The following is an 18614-nucleotide window of genomic DNA, read 5'->3' as shown; positions in this document are numbered from 1 at the left end:
CCGGGCCGGACTCCGCACGGAGTCCGGCCCGCGGCGTGTCCGGGCCCGCGCGGGCTCAGAAGGTCTGCAGCGTCACCAGCGTCACGCGCAGCGAACCGCCGTCGCCCTCCGTCTCGATGCGGACCCGCTGTCCGGGCCGCAGCAGCCGCAGGCCGCCCGCGTCGAAGGCCGGGGCGTCGAAGGGGACGGGCGTCCCGTCGTCCAGCAGCACGCTGCCGGAGCGGGTCTCGGCGTCGTAGGTGTATGCGGTGGCCTGCATGTTCGCAGCCTATGCGCTCTGCCGGGGGGCCGCGAGGGGGTGTTCGCCGGGCGTGGTGTCGCCGCCCCTACGCGCCCTCGGTGAGCAGCCGGGCCGCCACCTGGGCCGTGCGCGGACCGACGCCCAGCGCCAGGGCGGCGCGCAGGTCCGCGCCGGTGTCCACGTCCTGGCGTACGGAGTCCACGTCGTGGAGGCGCAGTTCCCGTGCGCCGGAGGCGCGGTGCCGGGCGCGCGAGTTCTCCCCGAACTCCGGCCGCAGCGCGTTTCCGGGCGCCGCCGCCAGCAGGGTCGTGCCGGTCCCCGCCGCGTCCGCGAGAAAGGCCCGCGGGGATTCCGCCGCCGCGTCCAGGACCCGGGTCAGTTCGAGTGGGCGCAGGGCGGGGAGATCGGCGTTCAGCGCGGCCACCGCTGCCTCGGGGCGGGTGGAGCGCACGGCGGCGACCGCGTACGCCAGCGCCGCGTTGAGACCGCCGCGCGGTTCGTCGGGGACGATGTGGGCGCCGAGCAGCGCCAGCTCGCGGCCCGCCCGCACGTCGTCCGTGACGACGGCCACATCCTTCACCGCCGAGCAGGCCAGCGCCGCCGCGACGGTGTCCTGGGCGAACGCGAGGGCCAGCTCCGGGCGCAGTGCGTCGGCCGCGGTGTCCGACAGCCTGCTCTTCGCCCGTGCCAAGGGCTTCAGGGGTACGACCAAGGTCCACTGCACCGGCGTTCCGTCCCTCTCTCGTCGCGGTCATTGTCACCCAGCCGTCACCGGGGGCGTCCGGCGGCCGCGGGCACGGGGCCGGACGGAGCGCCTTGGAGGGGTAGGGGCGCGCAACAGGCGGGCGTAGTGTTCTCGACAGACCGGCGGCCTGGGGCGACACTTGTGCGGCCCCCCGGCCCGATGTCGTTGATTCCTAGAGGAAGGTGTCCGCGTGCCCCGCCGCAGAATCGGCTTCTGGTACCGCTTCGCCGCAGTGATCTGCAAACCGCCGCTGGTGGTTCTGATCAAGCGGGACTGGCGTGGAATGGAGCACATTCCGGCCGAGGGCGGATTTATCACCGCGGTGAATCACAATTCGCACATCGATCCCTTCGCGTATGCGCACTTTCAGTACAACACCGGCAGGGTTCCGCGATTCCTGGCGAAGAGCGGCCTTTTCAAGAAGGGATTCGTCGGCGCCGCGATGCGCGGCACCGGGCAGATCCCCGTCTACCGGGAAACCACGGACGCGCTGAGCGCCTTCCGGGCCGCGATCGACGCCGTCGAGCGCGGCGAGTGCGTGGCCTTCTACCCGGAGGGCACCCTCACCCGCGACCCGGCCCTGTGGCCCATGACCGGCAAGACCGGCGCCGCGCGGGTCGCGCTGCAGACCAGGTGCCCGGTGATCCCGGTCGCGCAGTGGGGCGCCAACGAACTGCTGCCGCCCTACGCCAAGAAGCCGTACCTGTTCCCGCGCAAGACGCACCGGGTGCTGGCGGGACCCCCGGTGGACCTCTCGGCGTTCTACGGCCAGGAGATGACCCCGGAGCTGCTGAAGGAGGCGACCGAGGTCATCATGGCCGCGATCACCCGCCAGCTCGAGGAGATCCGCGGGGAGAAGGCGCCCGACGTGCCCTACGACCCGCGCCGTGAGCGCATCGAGCAGCGCCGCAGGACCACCGCGCAGAGCCGGCGGGTGCTGGAGGAGCAGGTCGAGCAGGAGGAGGGGCAGGGCACGTGAGCAAGCCCGTCAAGGCGGCCGTCATGGGCACGGGATCGTGGGGCACCGCCTTCGGCATGGTCCTCGCCGACGCCGGCTGCGAGGTGACCCTGTGGGCCCGGCGCGCCGGCCTGGCCGACGCGGTCAACTCCACCCGGACCAACCCGGACTACCTCCCGGGCGTCGAGCTGCCCCGCAACCTGCGGGCCACCACGGACGCCGCCGAGGCCACCGGCGACGCCGACTTCACCGTCCTCGCCGTCCCCTCGCAGACCCTGCGCGCCAACCTCGCCGACTGGACCCCGCTGCTCGCCCCGGGCACCGTCCTCGTCTCCCTGATGAAGGGTGTCGAACTCGGCTCCACGATGCGGATGAGCGAGGTCATCGAGGACGTCGCCAAGGTCGGCCCGGACCGCATCGCCGTGGTCACCGGACCCAACCTGGCGCGGGAGATCGCCGCGCGGATGCCGGCCGCCGCGGTCGTCGCCTGCACCGACGAGGCGGTCGCCCAGCGGCTCCAGACCGCCTCCCACACGCCGTACTTCCGGCCGTACACCAACACCGACGTGGTGGGGTGCGAGCTGGGCGGTGCCGTGAAGAACGTCATCGGTCTCGCCGTCGGCATCGCGGACGGCATGGGCCTCGGCGACAACGCCAAGGGCTCCCTCATCACCCGCGGCCTCGCCGAGACGACCCGGCTCGGGATGGCGCTGGGCGCCGACCCGCTGACCTTCTCCGGGCTCGCCGGCCTCGGCGACCTGGTGGCCACCTGCTCCTCGCCGCTGTCGCGCAACCACACCTTCGGCACCAACCTCGGCAAGGGCATGACCCTGCAGGAGACCATCGCGGTCACCAAGCAGACCGCGGAGGGCGTCAAGTCCTGCGAGTCCGTGCTGGATCTGGCCCGCAGGCACGGGGTGGACATGCCCATCACGGAGACGGTCGTCGGCATCGTGCACGAGGGCAAGCCGCCGGTCGTCGCGCTGAAGGAGCTGATGTCGCGCAGCGCGAAGCCGGAGAGGCGCTGAGCGACCGGGGCCGGGAGCACGGCGCCGCCGCCCACCCTTTCGGGGCATCTCTCGAACCGCCACCCGTCAACGGACGCTGACTCGGCGCCCTGCCACCGGGTACTCTCATCGCGATATGAGCACCGAGAACCTCCCCCAGAGCCCCGACCGGCCGGCGCGCAAGCCGCGGGTGGCCGTCGTCTTCGGCGGACGCAGCTCCGAGCACGGGATCTCCGCGGTCACCGCGGGGGCCGTGCTGCGCGCGATCGACCGGACCACGTACGACGTCCTGCCGATCGGCATCACGCAGAGCGGCCGCTGGGTGCTCACCGCCGACGACCCGGACCGCATGGCGATCACCGAGCGCCGTACGCCCAGCGTCGACCAGCTCGCCGAGTCCCACGACGGCGGTGTGGTGCTGCCCGTCGACCCGGCGAACCGCGAAGTCGTCTACAGCGAGCCCGGTTCGGTACCCAAGGCGCTGGGCGAGATCGACGTCGTCTTCCCGGTGCTGCACGGCCCCTACGGCGAGGACGGCACCCTGCAGGGGCTGCTGGAGCTCTCCGGCGTCCCGTACGTGGGTTCGGGTGTGCTCGCCTCGGCCGTCGGCCAGGACAAGGACTACATGAAGCGGGTGTTCACGTCGTTCGGGCTCAAGGTGGGCCCGTACGTGGTGATCCGGCCGCGGGAGTGGGAGCAGGACGAGTCCGCCGCCCGCAAGAAGATCGTCGACCTCGCGGGCGACCACGGCTGGCCGCTGTTCGTGAAGCCCGCGCGCGCGGGCTCCTCCATCGGCATCACCAAGGTCGACGACCTGTCCGGGCTGGACGAGGCGATCGCCGAGGCGCGGCGGCACGACCCGAAGATCCTCGTGGAGGCGGCCCTGCGCGGCCGCGAGATCGAGTGCGGGGTGCTGGAGTTCGAGGACGGCCCGCGGGCGTCCGTCCCCGCCGAGATCCCGCCGCCGGACGCCCACGCCTACTACGACTTCGAGGCCAAGTACATCGACTCGACGCCCGGCATCGTCCCGGCGCCGCTGACGGCCGAGGAGACGGCCGAGGTCCAGCGCCTGGCGGTGGACGCCTTCGAGGCGGCCTCGTGCGAGGGCCTGGTGCGGGCGGACTTCTTCCTCACCGAGGACGGGGAGTTCGTGATCAACGAGATCAACACGATGCCCGGCTTCACACCGATCTCGATGTACCCGCAGATGTGGCAGGCCAGCGGGATCGCGTATCCGGAGCTGATCGACCGGCTCATCAAGGCGGCCCTGCGGCGCTCCACCGGACTGCGCTAGACGCCCGTCCGGAACCTCAGTCGGCGATCCCCTCGGGGATCGCCTTCTTGATGGCCGGGGCCAGGTCGATCAGCACGCCCGAACCGTCCCGGCCCTCGGGCACGTCCACCTCGACGTACGCCCTGCGCAGGGCCGAGGTGAACCGGTACCCCCCGCCGTCGCGCTTCTCCATCAACCAGCGCACGCCTTCCACGCCACCGGGCACCGCGTCGGGGTCCCTGCCCTCGGCCACCTTCGGGTCCAGCATCTTGGGCGGCCGTTCCACACCGCACCGCAGTATGATCGCCGGGTCTCCCCAGCCCGCGGTCAACGCGGACGCGGGCGAGGGATCCGCACGGTCCGCCCCGTCCACCTCGGCCGGCAGCACCTTGTCGAGGTTCCGGCACAGCTCCGTGGCTTTCGCCCCGGGACTGGGAACCGCCGCCGACGCACCGCCGTCTGCTGAGGAGCAGCCCACGGCGGTGACGAGCACGGCGAGTGCGGGCAGCCCGAGGACGACAGCGCGCCAGTGACGGAAAGAGTTCACCGGCCAAGGGTAGACGGGGGCTACAGATGGACGACGGGGCAGGTCAGGGTGCGGGTGATGCCGTCCACTTGCTGGACCTTGGCGACCACCATGCGGCCCAGGTCGTCGACGGTGTCGGCCTGGGCGCGCACGATGACGTCGTACGGTCCCGTCACGTCCTCGGCCTGGATGACTCCGGCGAGCTTGCCGATCGTCTCGGCGACGGTCGACGCCTTGCCGACCTCGGTCTGGATCAGGATGTACGCCTGTACCACGGAACCTCCAGGGCGGCCACGAGGATCATGTGGGGAAAAGGAACGCAACGGTATCGCGTCGCCGCTCGCCGCGGGGAGACCCGCGAGGGCCGGGGCTTGCGCGCCGGGGTGCCCGCACGGCAGAAGTCGTCGTGCATCTCGACCGTAGCGAGGACAGCAGAGACGCGCGACCGGGTGCGAACAGGGACAGAAGGGGCGTAAGGGAAATGAAGGGCACTGTTGGTGAGCTAGGGGAGTTCGGGCTCATCAGGGAGCTCACCTCCCGTCTCACCACCACCCCGGCGGTCCGGGTCGGCCCCGGCGACGACGCAGCGGTGGTGGCCGCCCCCGACCGCAGGGTGGTCGCCAGCACCGACATCCTGGTCGAGGGGCGGCACTTCCGCCGCGACTGGTCCACCGCCTACGACGTCGGCCGCAAGGCGGCCGCCCAGAACCTCGCGGACATCGCCGCCATGGGCGCGGTGCCCACCGCGCTGCTGCTCGGCCTGGTCGTGCCGGCCGAACTCCCGGTGACCTGGGCGAGCGAGCTGATGGACGGACTGCGCGACGAGTGCCAGGTCGCGGGCGCCTCGGTGGTCGGCGGCGACGTCGTGCGCGGCGACTCGATCACGGTGGCCATCACCGCGCTCGGCGACCTGCGCAACCAGGAGCCCGTCACCCGCGGCGGCGCCCAGCCCGGCGACCTCGTCGCCGTGACCGGCTGGCTGGGCTGGTCCGCCGCCGGATACGCCGTGCTCGCCCGGGGCTTCCGCTCGCCCCGCGCCTTCGTGGAGGCCCACCGGCGCCCCGAGCCGCCGTACCACGCGGGTCCGGCCGCGGCCGGGCTGGGCGCGACCGCCATGTGCGACGTCAGTGACGGGCTGATCGCCGACCTCGGGCACATCGCCGAGGCCAGCAAGGTGCGCATCGACATCCGCTCGGGCGCCATCGACATCCCCACCCAGATGAACGACATCGGGCAGGCCGTCGGCGTCGACCCCATGCAGTGGGTGCTGACCGGGGGAGAGGACCACGCGATCGTGGCGACCTTCCCGCCCGACGTGAAGCTCCCGGCCCGCTGGAAGGTCATCGGGGAGGTCCTCAACCCGTCGGCGCTCCCGCAGGTCACGGTCGACGGCGCGCCCTGGACCCGCAAGGGCGGCTGGGACCACTTCGGGGACATCGAGTCGTGATACCGGGCGTTCTCACGGTGGCCGGGTCCGACTCCGGCGGCGGGGCCGGCGTCCAGGCCGACCTGAAGACGATGCTGGCGCTCGGCGTGCACGGCATGAGCGTGATCACCGCGGTCACCGCGCAGAACTCGCTCGGCGTCCAGGGGGCCTGGGAGCTGCCGGCCGAGGCGGTCCGCGCCCAGTACCGCAGCGTCGTCGACGACATCGGCGTACGGGCCGTCAAGACGGGGATGCTGTCCTCGGCCGAACTCGTCCACACGGTCGCCGAGTTGATCGCCGGGACGGACGCGCCGGCCGTGGTCGACCCGGTCGGGGTGTCCAAGCACGGGGACCCGCTGCTCGCCCCGTCCGCGCTCGACTCCGTCCGCACCGCGCTGCTGCCGCTCGCGACCGTGGCCACACCGAACCTCGACGAGGTCGCGCAGCTCACCGGTGTGCGCGTCGAGTCGGAGGGCGACCTCAGACGGGCGGCGGAGGCCGTACTGACGTACGGGCCGCGCTGGGTCGTGGTGAAGGGCGGCCATCTCGCCGGGGACGCCGTGGACCTGCTCACGGACGGCTCGGAGGAGCACTGGCTGCGCGCCCCCCGCCACGACAACCGGCACACCCACGGCACCGGCTGCACCCTCGCCTCCGCGATCGCCTCCCAGCTCGCCAAGGGGCAGAGCGTGCCCGAGGCCGTCACGGCCGCCAAGGAGTACGTCACCGGGGCGATCGCCGCCGGGTTCGCCCTCGGCGCCGGGATCGGGCCCGTGCACCACGGCTGGGCCCTCGGCTAGCCCGCGGCCCGTCCGTCAGGCACAGCGAAAAGCCGGCCCACCCGAGGGTGGACCGGCTTTTCGCAGCGAACCAGCAGTGGCCGCGCGCTCAGCTGTGGGCGTCAGCGCGAGACCTTGCCGGCCTTGATGCACGAGGTGCAGGCGTTCACGCGCTTCGGCGTCCCACCGACCACGGTACGCACGCGCTGGATGTTCGGGTTCCAGCGACGGGGCGTACGGCGGTGCGAGTGCGAGATGTTGTTGCCGAAGCCCGGCCCCTTGCCGCAGACGTCGCAGTTGGCAGCCACCGGTCACTCCAAAGACTTCAGATGCACTTACGGTTGATCCCGGCAGGCCGGGATCGAGATCGTAGGATCAGAGATCTGAGTGGCGTTGCCAGGGGGAATGGCCCGATTGGATCGGGCAACCGGAGCAGCATACAACGGCTGCGCCAGTACAACGAAACTACCATGGCTGCCCGGGGGGCGGTCCCGGCCCACCTCCGGCGGGCCCCGGACCTGGGTCTACGCTGCGTCCCACGTCCAGCAGTCCGAGGAGGCGCAGGTGGCGCAGGTGCCGCAGACATTCTTCGATGCTCTCGCGGTGCGTACCTGGTGCGGCCTCGCGCTGGAGTCGCTGGGCCGGGCGCGCGAGGAGATCGACGCGATCAACGTCTACCCCGTGGCCGACGGCGACACCGGGACGAACCTGTACCTGACCGTGGAGTCCGCGGCCGCGGCCGTGGAGGCCGTCTTCACCGCCTACGACGTGGGCAAGCCCACACTCGCCGACGCCGTCCGCGCCATGGCGCACGGCGCCCTGATCGGGGCGCGCGGCAACTCCGGGACGATCCTCGCGCAGCTGCTGCGGGGCATGGCACAGGTGCTCGCCGCCGAGCGGGAGACGGCTCACACCGACGGAACGGGGCTGCGGCAGGCGCTGCGGACCGCGGCGGACTCCGCCCGCCAGGCCGTGGCCCACCCCGTGGAGGGCACGGTCCTCACGGTGGCCTCGGCCGCCGCCGACGCGGCCGGCGCGGCCACCGGCGACGACTGCGGGGCGATCGCCCGGGCCGCCTTCGACGGGGCACTCACGGCGCTGGCCGCCACCCCCGGACAGCTGGCCGCGCTGGAGCGTGCCGGGGTGGTCGACGCCGGAGGGCGCGGCCTGGTCGCGGTCCTGGGCGCGCTGGTCGAGACGTTCACCGGGGAGGCGGCCCCCGTGGTCGCCGGGGCGTTCACGCGCGCGTGTACCGGTACGGGGGACGGCCCGGCCGGGGCGGAGGACTGCGCCGACGGTTCCGGCGAGGGCGGCCCCGCCTTCGAGGTCGTCTACCTGCTGGAGGCCGAGGACGCGGCCGTGGCCCGGCTGCGGGACCGTCTCGACGGGCTCGGCGACTCCCTCGTGGTCGTCGGCGGGGACGGCCTGTGGAACGTCCACGTCCATGTCGACGACGCGGGCGCGGCCGTGGAGGCCGGCGTGGAGGCGGGACGGCCGTACCGGATCCGGATCACCCACTTCGGGGCCGGGGACGCGCACAGCACCGGCGAGCGCACCCCCCGCGAACGGGTCCAGCGGGCCGTCGTCGCCGTCGTGCCCGGCGAGGGACTGGCCGGGCTGTACGGCGAGGCCGGAGCGACCACGGTGCTCGCCCGCCCCGGGGAGCCCCCGGCCAGCGGGGAGCTCGTGGAGGCCGTACGGCGGGCCCACGCGCGCGAGGTCGTGCTGCTCCCCAACAATGCCGAGCTGCGGCACACCGCCGCCGCGGCCGCCGAGCAGGCCCGCGCCGAGGGCATCCGGGTGGCCCTCATCCCCACCCGCTCCGCGGTCCAGGGCATCGCGGCGCTCGCCGTGCACGAGCCCGAGCGCCGCTTCGACGAGGACGTCGTCTCGATGACCTCCGCGGCCGGCGCCACCCGGCACGCCGAGGTCGCCGTCGCCGAGCACCGGTCCTGGACCTCGGCCGGCATCTGCCAGGCCGGGGACGTCCTCGGCCTCATCGACGGCGACGTGGCCGTGATCGGCGCCGACGTCACCGCCGTCGCGGAGACCGTCCTCGACCGCATGCTCGCCGCCGGCGGCGAACTCGTCACCCTCGTCCTCGGCGACGAGGCCCCCGAGACGATCGCCGAGCACCTCGAGACCCGCGTACGGGAGACGTACCTCGCCGTCGACACGGTCGTGTACCGGGGCGGCCGCCAGGGGGCGCTCCTGCTCATCGGCGTGGAGTGACCCACCGGGCCACGGCCCGCGTCACGCCCCGTCCTGCTCCTCCACGACCTGGAGCATCTGCTCCGCCTCGGCCCGGCGCCGGCGCACCGTCTCGTCCCGCCCGTCGTCGCCCTCGTAGGCGGCGAGCACCGCACGCGCGTGTGCCGCCGCCTCGGCGGGGCGGCTGAGGTCGGCCTGGAGCCAGCCGGCGGCGAGCTCGGCGCCGGTGCGGCCGTGCAGGGCGTCGTCGCCGAGGGAGGCGAACACCGCGACGGCCCGGGTCATCTGCGCCAGGGCCTCCTCCAGCGCCGTCCGGATCGAGTCGTCCTCCGCGTCCTCGGCCGCCGAGCGCGCCAGGAGGTCCCCGAACTGGCGGTGCGTCTGGCCGAGTTCGGCGACCAGCCGCTGCCGTGCCTCCTCGTCGCCGGCCTCGTCCAGCGCCGCCGTGCACTCCTCGACCGCGCCCGCCATCAGCTCGGCCGCACGCGCGCTGTCGCCGTCCTCCACCCGCAGCGCCAGCCACGCGCGGGCGCGCAGCGAGCGGACCAGACCGTGGACGTTGCCCAGCGAGCGCCACAGGTCGCCCGCGCGCGTGTAGGCGCGGTCGGCCTCGGTGTGCAGCCCCGCGTGGCCCAGCGACTCGGCGGCCAGGTGCGCCAGCGTCGCGTGGTCGTGCTGCTCGGGCCACTCCCGGGCGATCGATGCCGCCTGCAGCCGCCGTTCCGCCGCGTCCCGGTGGTCGCCGAGCTCGCCCAGGCAGTCACCGAGCCACCACAGCGTCTGGACGACCGCGCCGTCGCCGTGCGTCTCGGCGGACAGGTCGGGCAGCGCCGACTCCAGCACCTCCGCCGCCTCAGCGAAACGTTGCTGCCGCACCAGGAACCCACCGAGCTGGTGCCGCGCCCAGGCGCCCAGCGTGCGGCTCTCACCCGCCTCGTCGGCCCAGTGCGCCGCCTCCAGGGCGTGCTCCGCGGCCTCCTCGGACACCCCGGTGCCGCCGAGCACCTCGGCGAGCTGCAGATGCAGCTGGGCCCGCCCGGTCGCCTCCAGGTACGGTCCGCCGTGCTCCAGGGCGGCCCGCAGCGCCCGCTCGGCCCGGGCCGTGTCGCCGAGATGGTGGGCGAGACCGGCCAGCCGGGCCTCGTACTCCACCGCGAACCACGGCAGCCCCGCCCCGACGAACTCGCCCGAGGCCCGCGCGAACAGCTCCGCGGCCCCCTCCACGTCACCGGTCAGCGCCGCCAGCTCGGCCAGCATCGCCCGGGCCTCCGCGACCCGCGCGAGCAGCCGTACGTCGTCCCCGGTGCGCCCGGAGACGAACGCCAGCACCTCCCGGACGGCCGACTCCGCGGCGGACAGGGCGGCGCCCTCGGCGCCCTCCTCCGCCTCGTGCACCCGGCGCATCAGGATCCGCGCCCGGCTCATCAGGACGGCCGCCGTCTGCCGCACGCCCGTGCCGTCCTCGGCGTACAGCGCGAGGACCTGGTCGTACAGGGCGCCGATCGCGTCGAGCGCCGCGGACACCTCGCCGGTGAGCGCCCGGACGTACGCGCCACGCGCGCGTGCCGCCAGAGCCTCGCCCGGATCGCCCGCCTGCGCGTACAGCGCGGCGGCCTCCTCGAACAGGGGGACGCCCTCGGGGCCGAGGTCCATCGCCCGGTGGTCGGCGATCTCCGCCCGGTCACGCGCGTCCAGCTCGACGCCCCCGGCGGCCCGGGACACCGCCGCCCACGCCTCGATGGCACTGGGCCGCAGATTGTCCGACAGCCGCCGCGCCTCGGCGAGCAGCTCCGTCAGGCCGGGCCGCTCGTCCGCGGCGGCCGGGGCGGGCGCCACGGGAGCCGCCGGGGGCGCCGACGCCGGGCGGTTCGCCGTCCGCACGCCCAGCGGCAGCCGCTCCACCAGCGGGTCCTGTGCCATGCGCAGACGGGCCCGCTCGCTCGTGTACGACGTGCCGTTGCGCTCGTCGAACCGCGCGGCCAGCGCCAGCGCCTCCTCGCGCGCGTGGGCGGCCAGTTCGCGCGCGGTCCACGTCCGGTCCGCCGGGCCGGGCACCTGCTGCCCGCCCAGCCCCAGCGCGGTCAGCCGGTCCATGAGCAGGGTCACCGCCGCCATGAAGTCCAGCCTGCTGCGCGGCTGCCCGTCGTCCGTGAAGTACGCCGGACGCTCCGCCAGCAGCTCCAGACCGCGCGCCTCGTTGCCCGTCAGCGCGCAGAACTCCACGTGGTCCGCGTACGCGCCGCGCATGCTCTCCATCGGCCGCACCAGCCGGAAGCCCCGCAGATGGTTGGCGCGGGCCTCGTCCACCCGGCCCAGGCGCAGCAGCGGGGCCAGGGAGGACGCGAGCACGGTGTGCGGTTCGTGGGCGCAGGAGTACTCGCCGTCCAGGACCGGCCGCCACAGCCGGACCGCCTCCGCGTCCCGGCCCCGCACCGCCTGCCACCAGCCCTGCCCGTGCAGCTCGCACGCGTGGCAGTCGGCCATGGAGTCCCGGTCGGCCGCCAGCCACGCCGCGTACGCCCGCTCCGCCCGCTCCAGGTCGCCGACGTGCGCGGCCACGCTGAACTCGGCGCTGCGCACCGCCCGCTCGGAGTGGCCGGCGAGCCGGTAGCGGTGCTCCATCTCGCCGAGCCACTTCTCGATCGAGGCGAGCGGGATGTGCGGCTGGTCGAGCATCCCGGCCGACATCCACTTGAAGACCCAGTGCAGGCTGTGCGTCTCGTACTCGTCGAAGTCCTCGGGCCGCTCGTCCCACATGCGCAGCAGCCGCGCGAACGGGACGAACATCTTCGCCTTCTCGGAGCTGTAGTTGTAGACCTTCAGCTGGTGCCCGAGCGCCTCGATCACGGCGAGCGGCTCGCCCAGCCGCTCCGCCTCGGCGAGGAGCTGCTCCGCGCGCGCGTTGCGGGCCGGGCCCTCCGGCTGCTCGCCGTTCTCCGCCATCGCCCGGCGCAGCGCGTCGAGGTCGGTGATCTCGGTCATCAGCGGTCGCCCTCCCCGTTCGTGGCCCACTCCAGCAGGCCGATGAAGGCCCGGTTCAGCAGCGCCGAGTCCGCGGGCCTGAGCGGGCGCTGCGCCATCAGCAGCGCCTGCCCGTACAGGGACTCCACGGCGGTGCCGATCAGTTCCGGCTCGCCCAGCGAGCCGATCCGCCGGATCAGCGGGCTGAGGTGGTTGAGCACCAGACGCGCGCGGGGCGCCTCGCCCCGCAGCGAGCCGAGGATGCCCGCCCACAGGTCGTCGGCCTGCTCCTCGGCCTGCGCGCGGGCCTGCTCGTGCCGGGCGGCCCGGTCGTCCAGGTGCAGCGCGGGCACCGACAGCGGATGGAAGGCGCGCAGGACGACGTCGCAGCCCAGCGGGTCGAGCGTGGCCCGCGCGGTCGCCAGGAAGCCCGACAGCGCCAGCTCCACCGCCGGGTCGACGGCGTCCAGATGGGCGGTCACGGTGTCCGCGTCCAGCTCGGCCACGACCGTGCCGGGCCGCACCGACGGCAGCGCCTCGACGAGCTCGCTGTCGTACGTGTAGCCGCAGTTGATCACGCCGACGCCCTGCGCGGACGCGATCGGCGCGACCTGGCGGTACTCCTCGACGGTCCGCGTGAAGTGCACCACCCGGTGCCGCCGCGCGAACTCCTCCAGGGACAGCCGGCCGTCGGTCGTCTCGAACGGCAGCCAGGGCAGCATGACGCGCAGCATCTCCCGGTCGTGCCGCGCCAGGGACTTCACGCCCAGGTGGTGCACCGCGAGGAACGCGGCCAGCCGCTCCGGATCACCGGCCGCCAGATCCGTCAGCCAGGCCCGGATCCGTTCCCCCAGCGCCTCCCGCACCGCCGCCAGCGTCTCGTCCTCGTACAGCGACTCGCGCGACGCCGTCGGCCGCAGGCTGTCGGTGTCCAGCACGCACCGCACGAAGAACGCCCAGTCCGGCAGCAGCTGTTCGGCGCGCTCGGTCAGCAGCATGCCCTTGAGGTGGACGCGATGGCCCGCCCGCTGGGCCGGACTGACCGCCGACGGCAGGACGTACGCCACCCCCCGGATCCCCGCGAGCGGCACGTCCAGCTCGATCGCGTCCAGCGGCCTGAAGCCGAACAGGTCGTGGCAGTGCCGCCCGAGGGCCACCCGCCGGGCGGCGGGGGAGGGGTACGGCCGGTCCCAGGGCGCCGGCAGATCGGTGACCGCCTCCTCGCCGACCCGCACGTCGTACGGCAGCAGCGAGCCGAAGTCCCGCGCCAGCGCCAGCACCCGGTCCTCGGCCAGCCACTCGGCGGCGCCGGCCCGGGCCACCAGGTGCACGGTGGTGCCGGGCTCCGGGCGCGCGTCGTCCGGCAGCGTGCGCACGGTGTACGAACCGTCGTCGGTCGCCGTCCACTCCACGGGCGCCGCGTCCGGCGTCCGCGCGCTGCGGCTGACCACCCGGATCCGCTCGGCGACGACGAAACAGGCGAGCAGCCCGATACCGAACTGCCCGAGGAAGTCCGACCGCGCCTCCTGAAGTCCGTCCGCCCGCTTGGAGCTGCGCCCGATCGTCGCGAGGAGGTCGTGCACGTCCGCTTCGGTCAGCCCGATCCCGGAGTCCTCGACCCGCAGCGCGCCCGGCTCGGTGAACAGCCGCACCGACGCGGGCGCGTCCGGCTCGGCGGCGCGCCGGGCGGTGATGGCGTCGACCGCGTTCTGGAGCAGTTCGCGCAGGTAGACCTTGGGACTGGAGTACAGGTGGTGGGAGAGCAGGTCCACGAGACCGCGCAGGTCGACCTGGAAGGTGTGAGGTGACGGGGAGGGCTGGGGGGCCTGGGATGACTGAGAGGTCTGGGAGTCCATCGTCGCAGCGCCGGTGGGGGGAGGGGCGACGGCGCGGGGTCGGGCGGTCCCGGTGAGGCGGTGACCGCGAAGGGATGGCCGGGGCGCGTCATCCTAGATCCGAGACGAACCGGCTGACCAGGGGTTTCCGGGACGTTTACGCACAAGGCCACGGCGGCGCCCGGCGCGATGTCAGTGCCGTGGTGTGGAATGGATCTCGTGCCCGCACTGGACGAACCACTGAAGAAGGTGCTCGGCCCCCCCACCGCGAAGGTGATGGCCGAGCACCTCGGCCTGCACACCGTCGGGGACCTGCTGCACCACTATCCCCGCAGATACGAGGAGCGCGGTCAGCTCACCCACCTCGCCGACCTCCCCATGGACGAGCACGTCACCGTGGTCGCCATGGTCGCTGACGCCCGGCTGCACAGCTTCGCCTCCGCCAAGGCGCCGCGGGGCAAGGGCCAGCGCCTGGAGGTCACCATCACGGACGGCAGCGGCCGCCTCCAACTGGTCTTCTTCGGCAACGGCGTCCACAAGCCGCACAAGGAGCTCCTGCCGGGCACCCGCGCCATGTTCGCGGGCAAGGTCTCCGTCTTCAACCGCCGCCTCCAGCTGGCGCACCCGGCCTACGAACTGCTGCGCGACGACTCCGGGGAGGCCGTCGAGACCTGGGCCGGCGCGCTGATCCCGCTCTACCCGGCCACCGCCAAACTGGAGTCCTGGAAGATCGGCAAGGCGATCCAGACGGTCCTGCCGAGCGCCCAGGAGGCAGTCGACCCCCTCCCGGAGTCCCTGCGCGAAGGACGGCGCCTGGTCCCCCTCCCGGAGGCCCTGCTCAAGATCCACCGCCCGCACACCAAGGCGGACATCGAGGACGCCCGCGCCCGCCTCAAGTGGGACGAGGCGTTCGTCCTCCAGGTCGCGCTCGCCCGCCGCCGGCACGCCGACGCCCAACTCCCCGCCGTCGCCCGGCGCCCCGCGCCCGACGGACTCCTCACCGCCTTCGACGCCCGCCTGCCCTTCACCCTCACCGAGGGCCAGCGGCAGGTCTCCCGGGAGATCTTCGCCGACCTGGCCACCGAGCACCCGATGCACCGGCTGCTCCAGGGCGAGGTCGGCTCGGGCAAGGCCCAGCCGCTCGACTCGCTCGTGCTCACACCTGCCGGGTTCCGCCGCATGGGAAACCTGAAGGTGCGGGACGAAGTCGTCGTGCCGGACGGCGAGCTCGCGCTGATCGACGGTGTCTTTCCACAAGGAGAGCGTGACGTCTGGCGGCTGGTCCTGTCCGACGGGAGCTCGGTCGAGTGCGACGACGAGCATCTGTGGATCGTCGGCACGAGTTGCGGATGGCATCGTGGACAGGCTCCCGAGGTCATGACCACTCGCGAGATCCGCCTGGACACGTTCGAGGCCAACGGGTCCTCGAAGTGGTACCTCCCGGCGGCCACGCCGGTTGATCTCGGGAGCGACTCGGGACTGCCCCTCGATCCGTATCTGTTCGGTCTGCTCCTCGGAGGCGGCTCATTTCGTCACCATCTGCGCCTGTCCACCCTCGACGACGAGATCCGCGACGCCGTGGCGGCAACTGTGGCGCCCGAATGTCGACTGGCCCCCGTGAGGGCTTCGCGCCGTGACTTCACGATCCAACGGACACGGCGAGTCGGAGGCGTCCGCAATCCTGTGAAACAGGCCCTGCGGGACGTGGATCTGTGGGGCGTGACGTCGCACGGCACATTCGTTCCCGACGAGTTCAAGAACACCTCGATCAAGAACCGTCTCGCGCTGTTGCAGGGGCTTTTGGATACCGGTGGCACCATCGACGCCGACGGCTGGAGCATTTCCCTCTGCTCAGCCTCGCGCAGGCTCGCGGACGACGTGGCCTGGCTGGTGCGTTCGCTCGGCGGTGAGGCGCGTGTTCTGCCGGAAAAGGCCGACTTCAACGTCTCGGTGTCGCTGCCTGACGAATACGCCCCCTTCAGGCTCACCCGTAAGGCAGAACGCGTACGCCCGCGGCCGGAATACCACACCTTCCGGCGAGGGATCCGGGCGGTCGAGTATGTGGGGCGAAAGCCTGTTCAGTGCATCAGCGTCGCGCACCCGAGCCATGCCTATATCACCGACAACTTCACGGTGACCCACAACACCATGGTGGCGCTGCGCGCGATGCTCGCCGTCGTCGACGCGGGCGGGCAGGCCGCGATGCTCGCGCCCACCGAGGTGCTGGCCCAGCAGCATCACCGGTCGATCGTCGAGATGATGGGCGACCTGGCCGAGGGCGGCACGCTGGGCGGTGCCGAGCACGCCACCAAGGTCGTGCTGCTCACCGGGTCCATGGGAGCCGCCGCCCGCCGCCAGGCACTGCTCGACCTGGTCACCGGCGAGGCCGGCATCGTCATCGGCACCCACGCCCTGATCGAGGACAAGGTGCAGTTCCACGATCTCGGCCTGGTCGTCGTCGACGAGCAGCACCGCTTCGGCGTGGAGCAGCGCGACGCCCTGCGCGGCAAGGGCAGACAGCCCCCGCACCTGCTGGTCATGACGGCCACACCCATCCCGCGCACGGTCGCGATGACCGTCTTCGGCGACCTGGAGACGTCCGTCCTCGACCAACTCCCCGCGGGCCGCTCCCCGATCGCCTCCCATGTCGTCCCGGCCGCCGACAAGCCCCACTTCCTCACCCGCGCGTGGCAGCGGGTGCGCGAGGAGGTGGAGAACGGCCACCAGGCGTACGTCGTCTGCCCCCGCATCGGCGACGAGGAGGAGGACCCGAAGAAGGCGAAGGCCGCCTCGCCCGAGGACGAGGCCGAGAAGCGCCCGCCGCTGGCCGTGCTCGACGTGGCCGAGCAGCTCGCCCAGGGGCCCCTCCAGGGCCTCACGGTCGAGGTGCTGCACGGCAGGATGCACCCCGACGACAAGGACGCGGTGATGCGCCGCTTCGCGGCCGGCGACACGGACGTCCTCGTCGCCACGACCGTCATCGAGGTCGGCGTCAACGTCCCGAACGCCACCGCCATGGTGATCATGGACGCCGACCGCTTCGGCGTCTCCCAGCTGCACCAGCTGCGCGGCCGCGTCGGCCGCGGCTCCGCGCCCGGCCTGTGCCTGCTGGTCACCGAGATGCCCGAGGCGAGCCCCGCCCGGCAGCGCCTGGACGCCGTCGCCTCCACCCTCGACGGCTTCGAGCTCTCCCGGATCGACCTGGAGCAGCGCCGCGAGGGCGACGTCCTCGGCCAGGCCCAGTCCGGCGCCCGCACCAGCCTGCGGATGCTGGCCGTCATCGAGGACGAGGAGATCATCGCGGAGGCCCGGCAGGAGGCCGCGGCCCTGGTGGAGCGGGACCCGGAGCTCACGGAGCTGCCCGGCCTGCGCACCGCCCTGGACGCCCTCCTGGACGAGGAGCGGGAGCAGTACCTGGAGAAGGGGTGAGACGCGCCCGTCCGGGGGTCGCAGCTGGTGGGACCAGGCGGGTACCCGGGCCCGTGCGCGACCGGCCACACTGATACCCACAGCCGCCCACACCCGAGGACAGAAGATGACCCGCGTGATCGCCGGAGCCGCCGGCGGACGTCGTCTGGCCGTGCCGCCCGGCACGGGGACCAGGCCCACCTCCGACCGCGCGCGCGAAGGTCTCCTCTCCACCTGGCAGTCGCTCCTCGGCGGCCCGCTGGACGGGGAGCGGGTCCTCGACCTCTACGCCGGCTCCGGCGCCGTCGGCCTCGAAGCCCTCTCCCGCGGCGCGAGCCACACCCTGCTCGTCGAGGCCGACGCCCGGGCCGCCCGCGTCGTCCGGGAGAACGTGAGGAGTCTCGGCCTCCCCGGCGCCGAGGTGAGGTCGGGCAAAGCGGAACAGATCATCCGCACCCCGGCTCCCGACGAGCCGTACGACATCGTCTTCCTCGACCCCCCGTACGCCGTCTCCGACGACGATCTTCGGGAGATTCTCCTCACACTCCGTGCCGGGGGCTGGCTCGCGCCCGATGCGCTCGTCACCGTGGAGCGCAGCACCAGAGGCGGGGAATTCCGGTGGCCGGACGGTTTCGAGGGCCTCCGGGCCCGCCGGTACGGCGAGGGAACGTTTTGGTACGGTCGCGCCGCCTCTACGTGCGAAGACGCACGATGACCGGACCGGAGAGCGAGGGATCGCAAGTGCGCCGCGCCGTATGCCCCGGGTCGTTCGACCCGATCACCAACGGACACCTGGACATCATTTCCCGCGCCTCCAGGCTGTACGACGAGGTCTATGTCGCCGTCATGATCAACAAGTCCAAGAAGGGCCTGTTCGATGTCGACGAGCGACTGGACCTGATCCGCGAGGTCACCGCCGAGTACGGCAATGTCCGGATCGAGGCGTTCCACGGCCTCCTCGTCGACTTCTGCAAGCAGCGCGACATCCCGGCCATCGTGAAGGGCCTGCGCGCGGTCAGCGACTTCGACTACGAGCTGCAGATGGCCCAGATGAACAACGGCCTGTCGGGCGTGGAGACCCTCTTCGTCCCGACCAACCCCACCTACAGCTTCCTGTCCTCCTCCCTGGTCAAGGAAGTGGCGACCTGGGGCGGCGACGTCTCCCACCTCGTCCCGCCGGTGGTCCTGGAGGCGCTGAACAAGCGGCTGCGGCACAGCTGATGGGGCTACAGTCGTCCCGTCCG

General features: G+C 73.1%; 16 protein-coding genes. 9 read left to right on the top strand and 7 right to left on the bottom strand.

The genetic code is table 11. The features are described from left to right. Positions 1–55: 55 nt before the first annotated feature. Together ACFRAC_RS23260 and cofC are read right to left on the bottom strand one after the other, a co-directional pair. On the bottom strand, positions 56–259 hold the full coding sequence (locus ACFRAC_RS23260; RefSeq protein ID WP_382926789.1) for a hypothetical protein: 204 nt from the start codon (positions 257–259) through the stop codon (positions 56–58). A 67-nt stretch (positions 260–326) separates the two neighbouring features. Further along, a complete protein-coding gene (gene cofC, locus ACFRAC_RS23255) occupies positions 327–965 on the bottom strand; it encodes a 2-phospho-L-lactate guanylyltransferase (protein ID WP_382926786.1) in 639 nt (212 codons plus the stop codon). 211 nt (positions 966–1176) lie between these two features. Between cofC and ACFRAC_RS23250 the strand changes: the two genes are divergently transcribed. The 3 genes from ACFRAC_RS23250 (at position 1177) to ACFRAC_RS23240 (ending at position 4245) form a co-directional block, all read left to right on the top strand. Next, a complete protein-coding gene (locus tag ACFRAC_RS23250) occupies positions 1177–1965 on the top strand; it encodes a lysophospholipid acyltransferase family protein (protein ID WP_382926783.1) in 789 nt (262 codons plus the stop codon). Then, positions 1962–2972: an NAD(P)H-dependent glycerol-3-phosphate dehydrogenase gene (locus ACFRAC_RS23245; protein ID WP_382926780.1), complete on the top strand. Its 1011-nt coding sequence runs from the start codon at positions 1962–1964 to the stop codon at positions 2970–2972. Before ACFRAC_RS23250 ends, ACFRAC_RS23245 begins: the two co-directional genes overlap by 4 nt. Before the next feature lie 115 nt (positions 2973–3087). After that, complete coding sequence (locus tag ACFRAC_RS23240; protein WP_382926778.1) at positions 3088–4245, top strand: D-alanine--D-alanine ligase family protein; 1158 nt, start codon at positions 3088–3090, stop codon at positions 4243–4245. 16 nt (positions 4246–4261) lie between these two features. On the opposite strand, the gene ACFRAC_RS23235 is transcribed toward ACFRAC_RS23240, so the two are convergent. Together ACFRAC_RS23235 and ACFRAC_RS23230 are read right to left on the bottom strand one after the other, a co-directional pair. Beyond that, entirely contained in the window at positions 4262–4771 is a 510-nt protein-coding gene (locus tag ACFRAC_RS23235; RefSeq protein WP_382926775.1) for a DUF3515 domain-containing protein, read from the bottom strand. Between the two features lie 20 nt (positions 4772–4791). Continuing rightward, on the bottom strand, positions 4792–5025 hold the full coding sequence (locus tag ACFRAC_RS23230; RefSeq protein WP_382926773.1) for an Lrp/AsnC ligand binding domain-containing protein: 234 nt from the start codon (positions 5023–5025) through the stop codon (positions 4792–4794). Between the two features lie 206 nt (positions 5026–5231). Here ACFRAC_RS23230 and ACFRAC_RS23225 point away from each other — a divergent pair, with 206 nt between their 5' ends. After that, entirely contained in the window at positions 5232–6197 is a 966-nt protein-coding gene (locus tag ACFRAC_RS23225; RefSeq protein WP_382926771.1) for a thiamine-phosphate kinase, read from the top strand. After that, positions 6194–6976: a bifunctional hydroxymethylpyrimidine kinase/phosphomethylpyrimidine kinase gene (gene thiD / locus ACFRAC_RS23220; protein ID WP_382926767.1), complete on the top strand. Its 783-nt coding sequence runs from the start codon at positions 6194–6196 to the stop codon at positions 6974–6976. Before ACFRAC_RS23225 ends, thiD begins: the two co-directional genes overlap by 4 nt. A 101-nt stretch (positions 6977–7077) precedes the next feature. Here thiD and rpmB read toward each other — a convergent pair whose 3' ends face one another. Further along, positions 7078–7263 carry a 50S ribosomal protein L28 gene (gene rpmB / locus ACFRAC_RS23215; RefSeq protein ID WP_004924906.1) on the bottom strand — a complete coding sequence of 62 codons (186 nt, stop codon included), beginning with the start codon at positions 7261–7263 and terminating at the stop codon, positions 7078–7080. A 256-nt stretch (positions 7264–7519) separates the two neighbouring features. On the opposite strand from rpmB, the gene ACFRAC_RS23210 reads away from it, so the two are divergent. Then, positions 7520–9187: a DAK2 domain-containing protein gene (locus ACFRAC_RS23210; protein ID WP_382926765.1), complete on the top strand. Its 1668-nt coding sequence runs from the start codon at positions 7520–7522 to the stop codon at positions 9185–9187. 21 nt (positions 9188–9208) lie between these two features. Here the strand turns inward: ACFRAC_RS23210 and ACFRAC_RS23205 are convergent, their stop codons facing one another. After that, on the bottom strand, positions 9209–12148 hold the full coding sequence (locus ACFRAC_RS23205; protein ID WP_382926763.1) for a tetratricopeptide repeat protein: 2940 nt from the start codon (positions 12146–12148) through the stop codon (positions 9209–9211). Next, on the bottom strand, positions 12148–13983 hold the full coding sequence (locus ACFRAC_RS23200; protein WP_382926759.1) for an HSP90 family protein: 1836 nt from the start codon (positions 13981–13983) through the stop codon (positions 12148–12150). Before ACFRAC_RS23200 ends, ACFRAC_RS23205 begins: the two co-directional genes overlap by 1 nt. Before the next feature lie 189 nt (positions 13984–14172). Between ACFRAC_RS23200 and ACFRAC_RS23195 the strand changes: the two genes are divergently transcribed. The 3 genes from ACFRAC_RS23195 to coaD all read left to right on the top strand — a co-directional run bounded on the left by ACFRAC_RS23195 (position 14173) and on the right by coaD (position 18591). Further along, positions 14173–17391: a helicase-related protein gene (locus ACFRAC_RS23195; protein ID WP_382926756.1), complete on the top strand. Its 3219-nt coding sequence runs from the start codon at positions 14173–14175 to the stop codon at positions 17389–17391. Positions 17392–17497: 106 nt separating this feature from the next. Further along, positions 17498–18085 (top strand): 16S rRNA (guanine(966)-N(2))-methyltransferase RsmD, encoded by a 588-nt coding sequence (gene rsmD, locus ACFRAC_RS23190; RefSeq protein WP_382926754.1) that lies wholly within the window; start codon positions 17498–17500, stop codon positions 18083–18085. Between the two features lie 26 nt (positions 18086–18111). After that, positions 18112–18591, top strand: a complete 480-nt coding sequence (coaD, locus tag ACFRAC_RS23185) for a pantetheine-phosphate adenylyltransferase (RefSeq protein ID WP_382926751.1) — start codon at positions 18112–18114, stop codon at positions 18589–18591. Positions 18592–18614 lie beyond the last annotated feature (23 nt).

Source organism: Streptomyces sp. NPDC056628, from assembly GCF_042792555.1.
In the GTDB taxonomy this organism is placed as follows: Bacteria; Actinomycetota; Actinomycetes; order Streptomycetales; family Streptomycetaceae; genus Streptomyces.
Note: the sequence above shows the minus strand (reverse complement) of the source record. Positions and strands in the feature narration are given on the sequence as shown.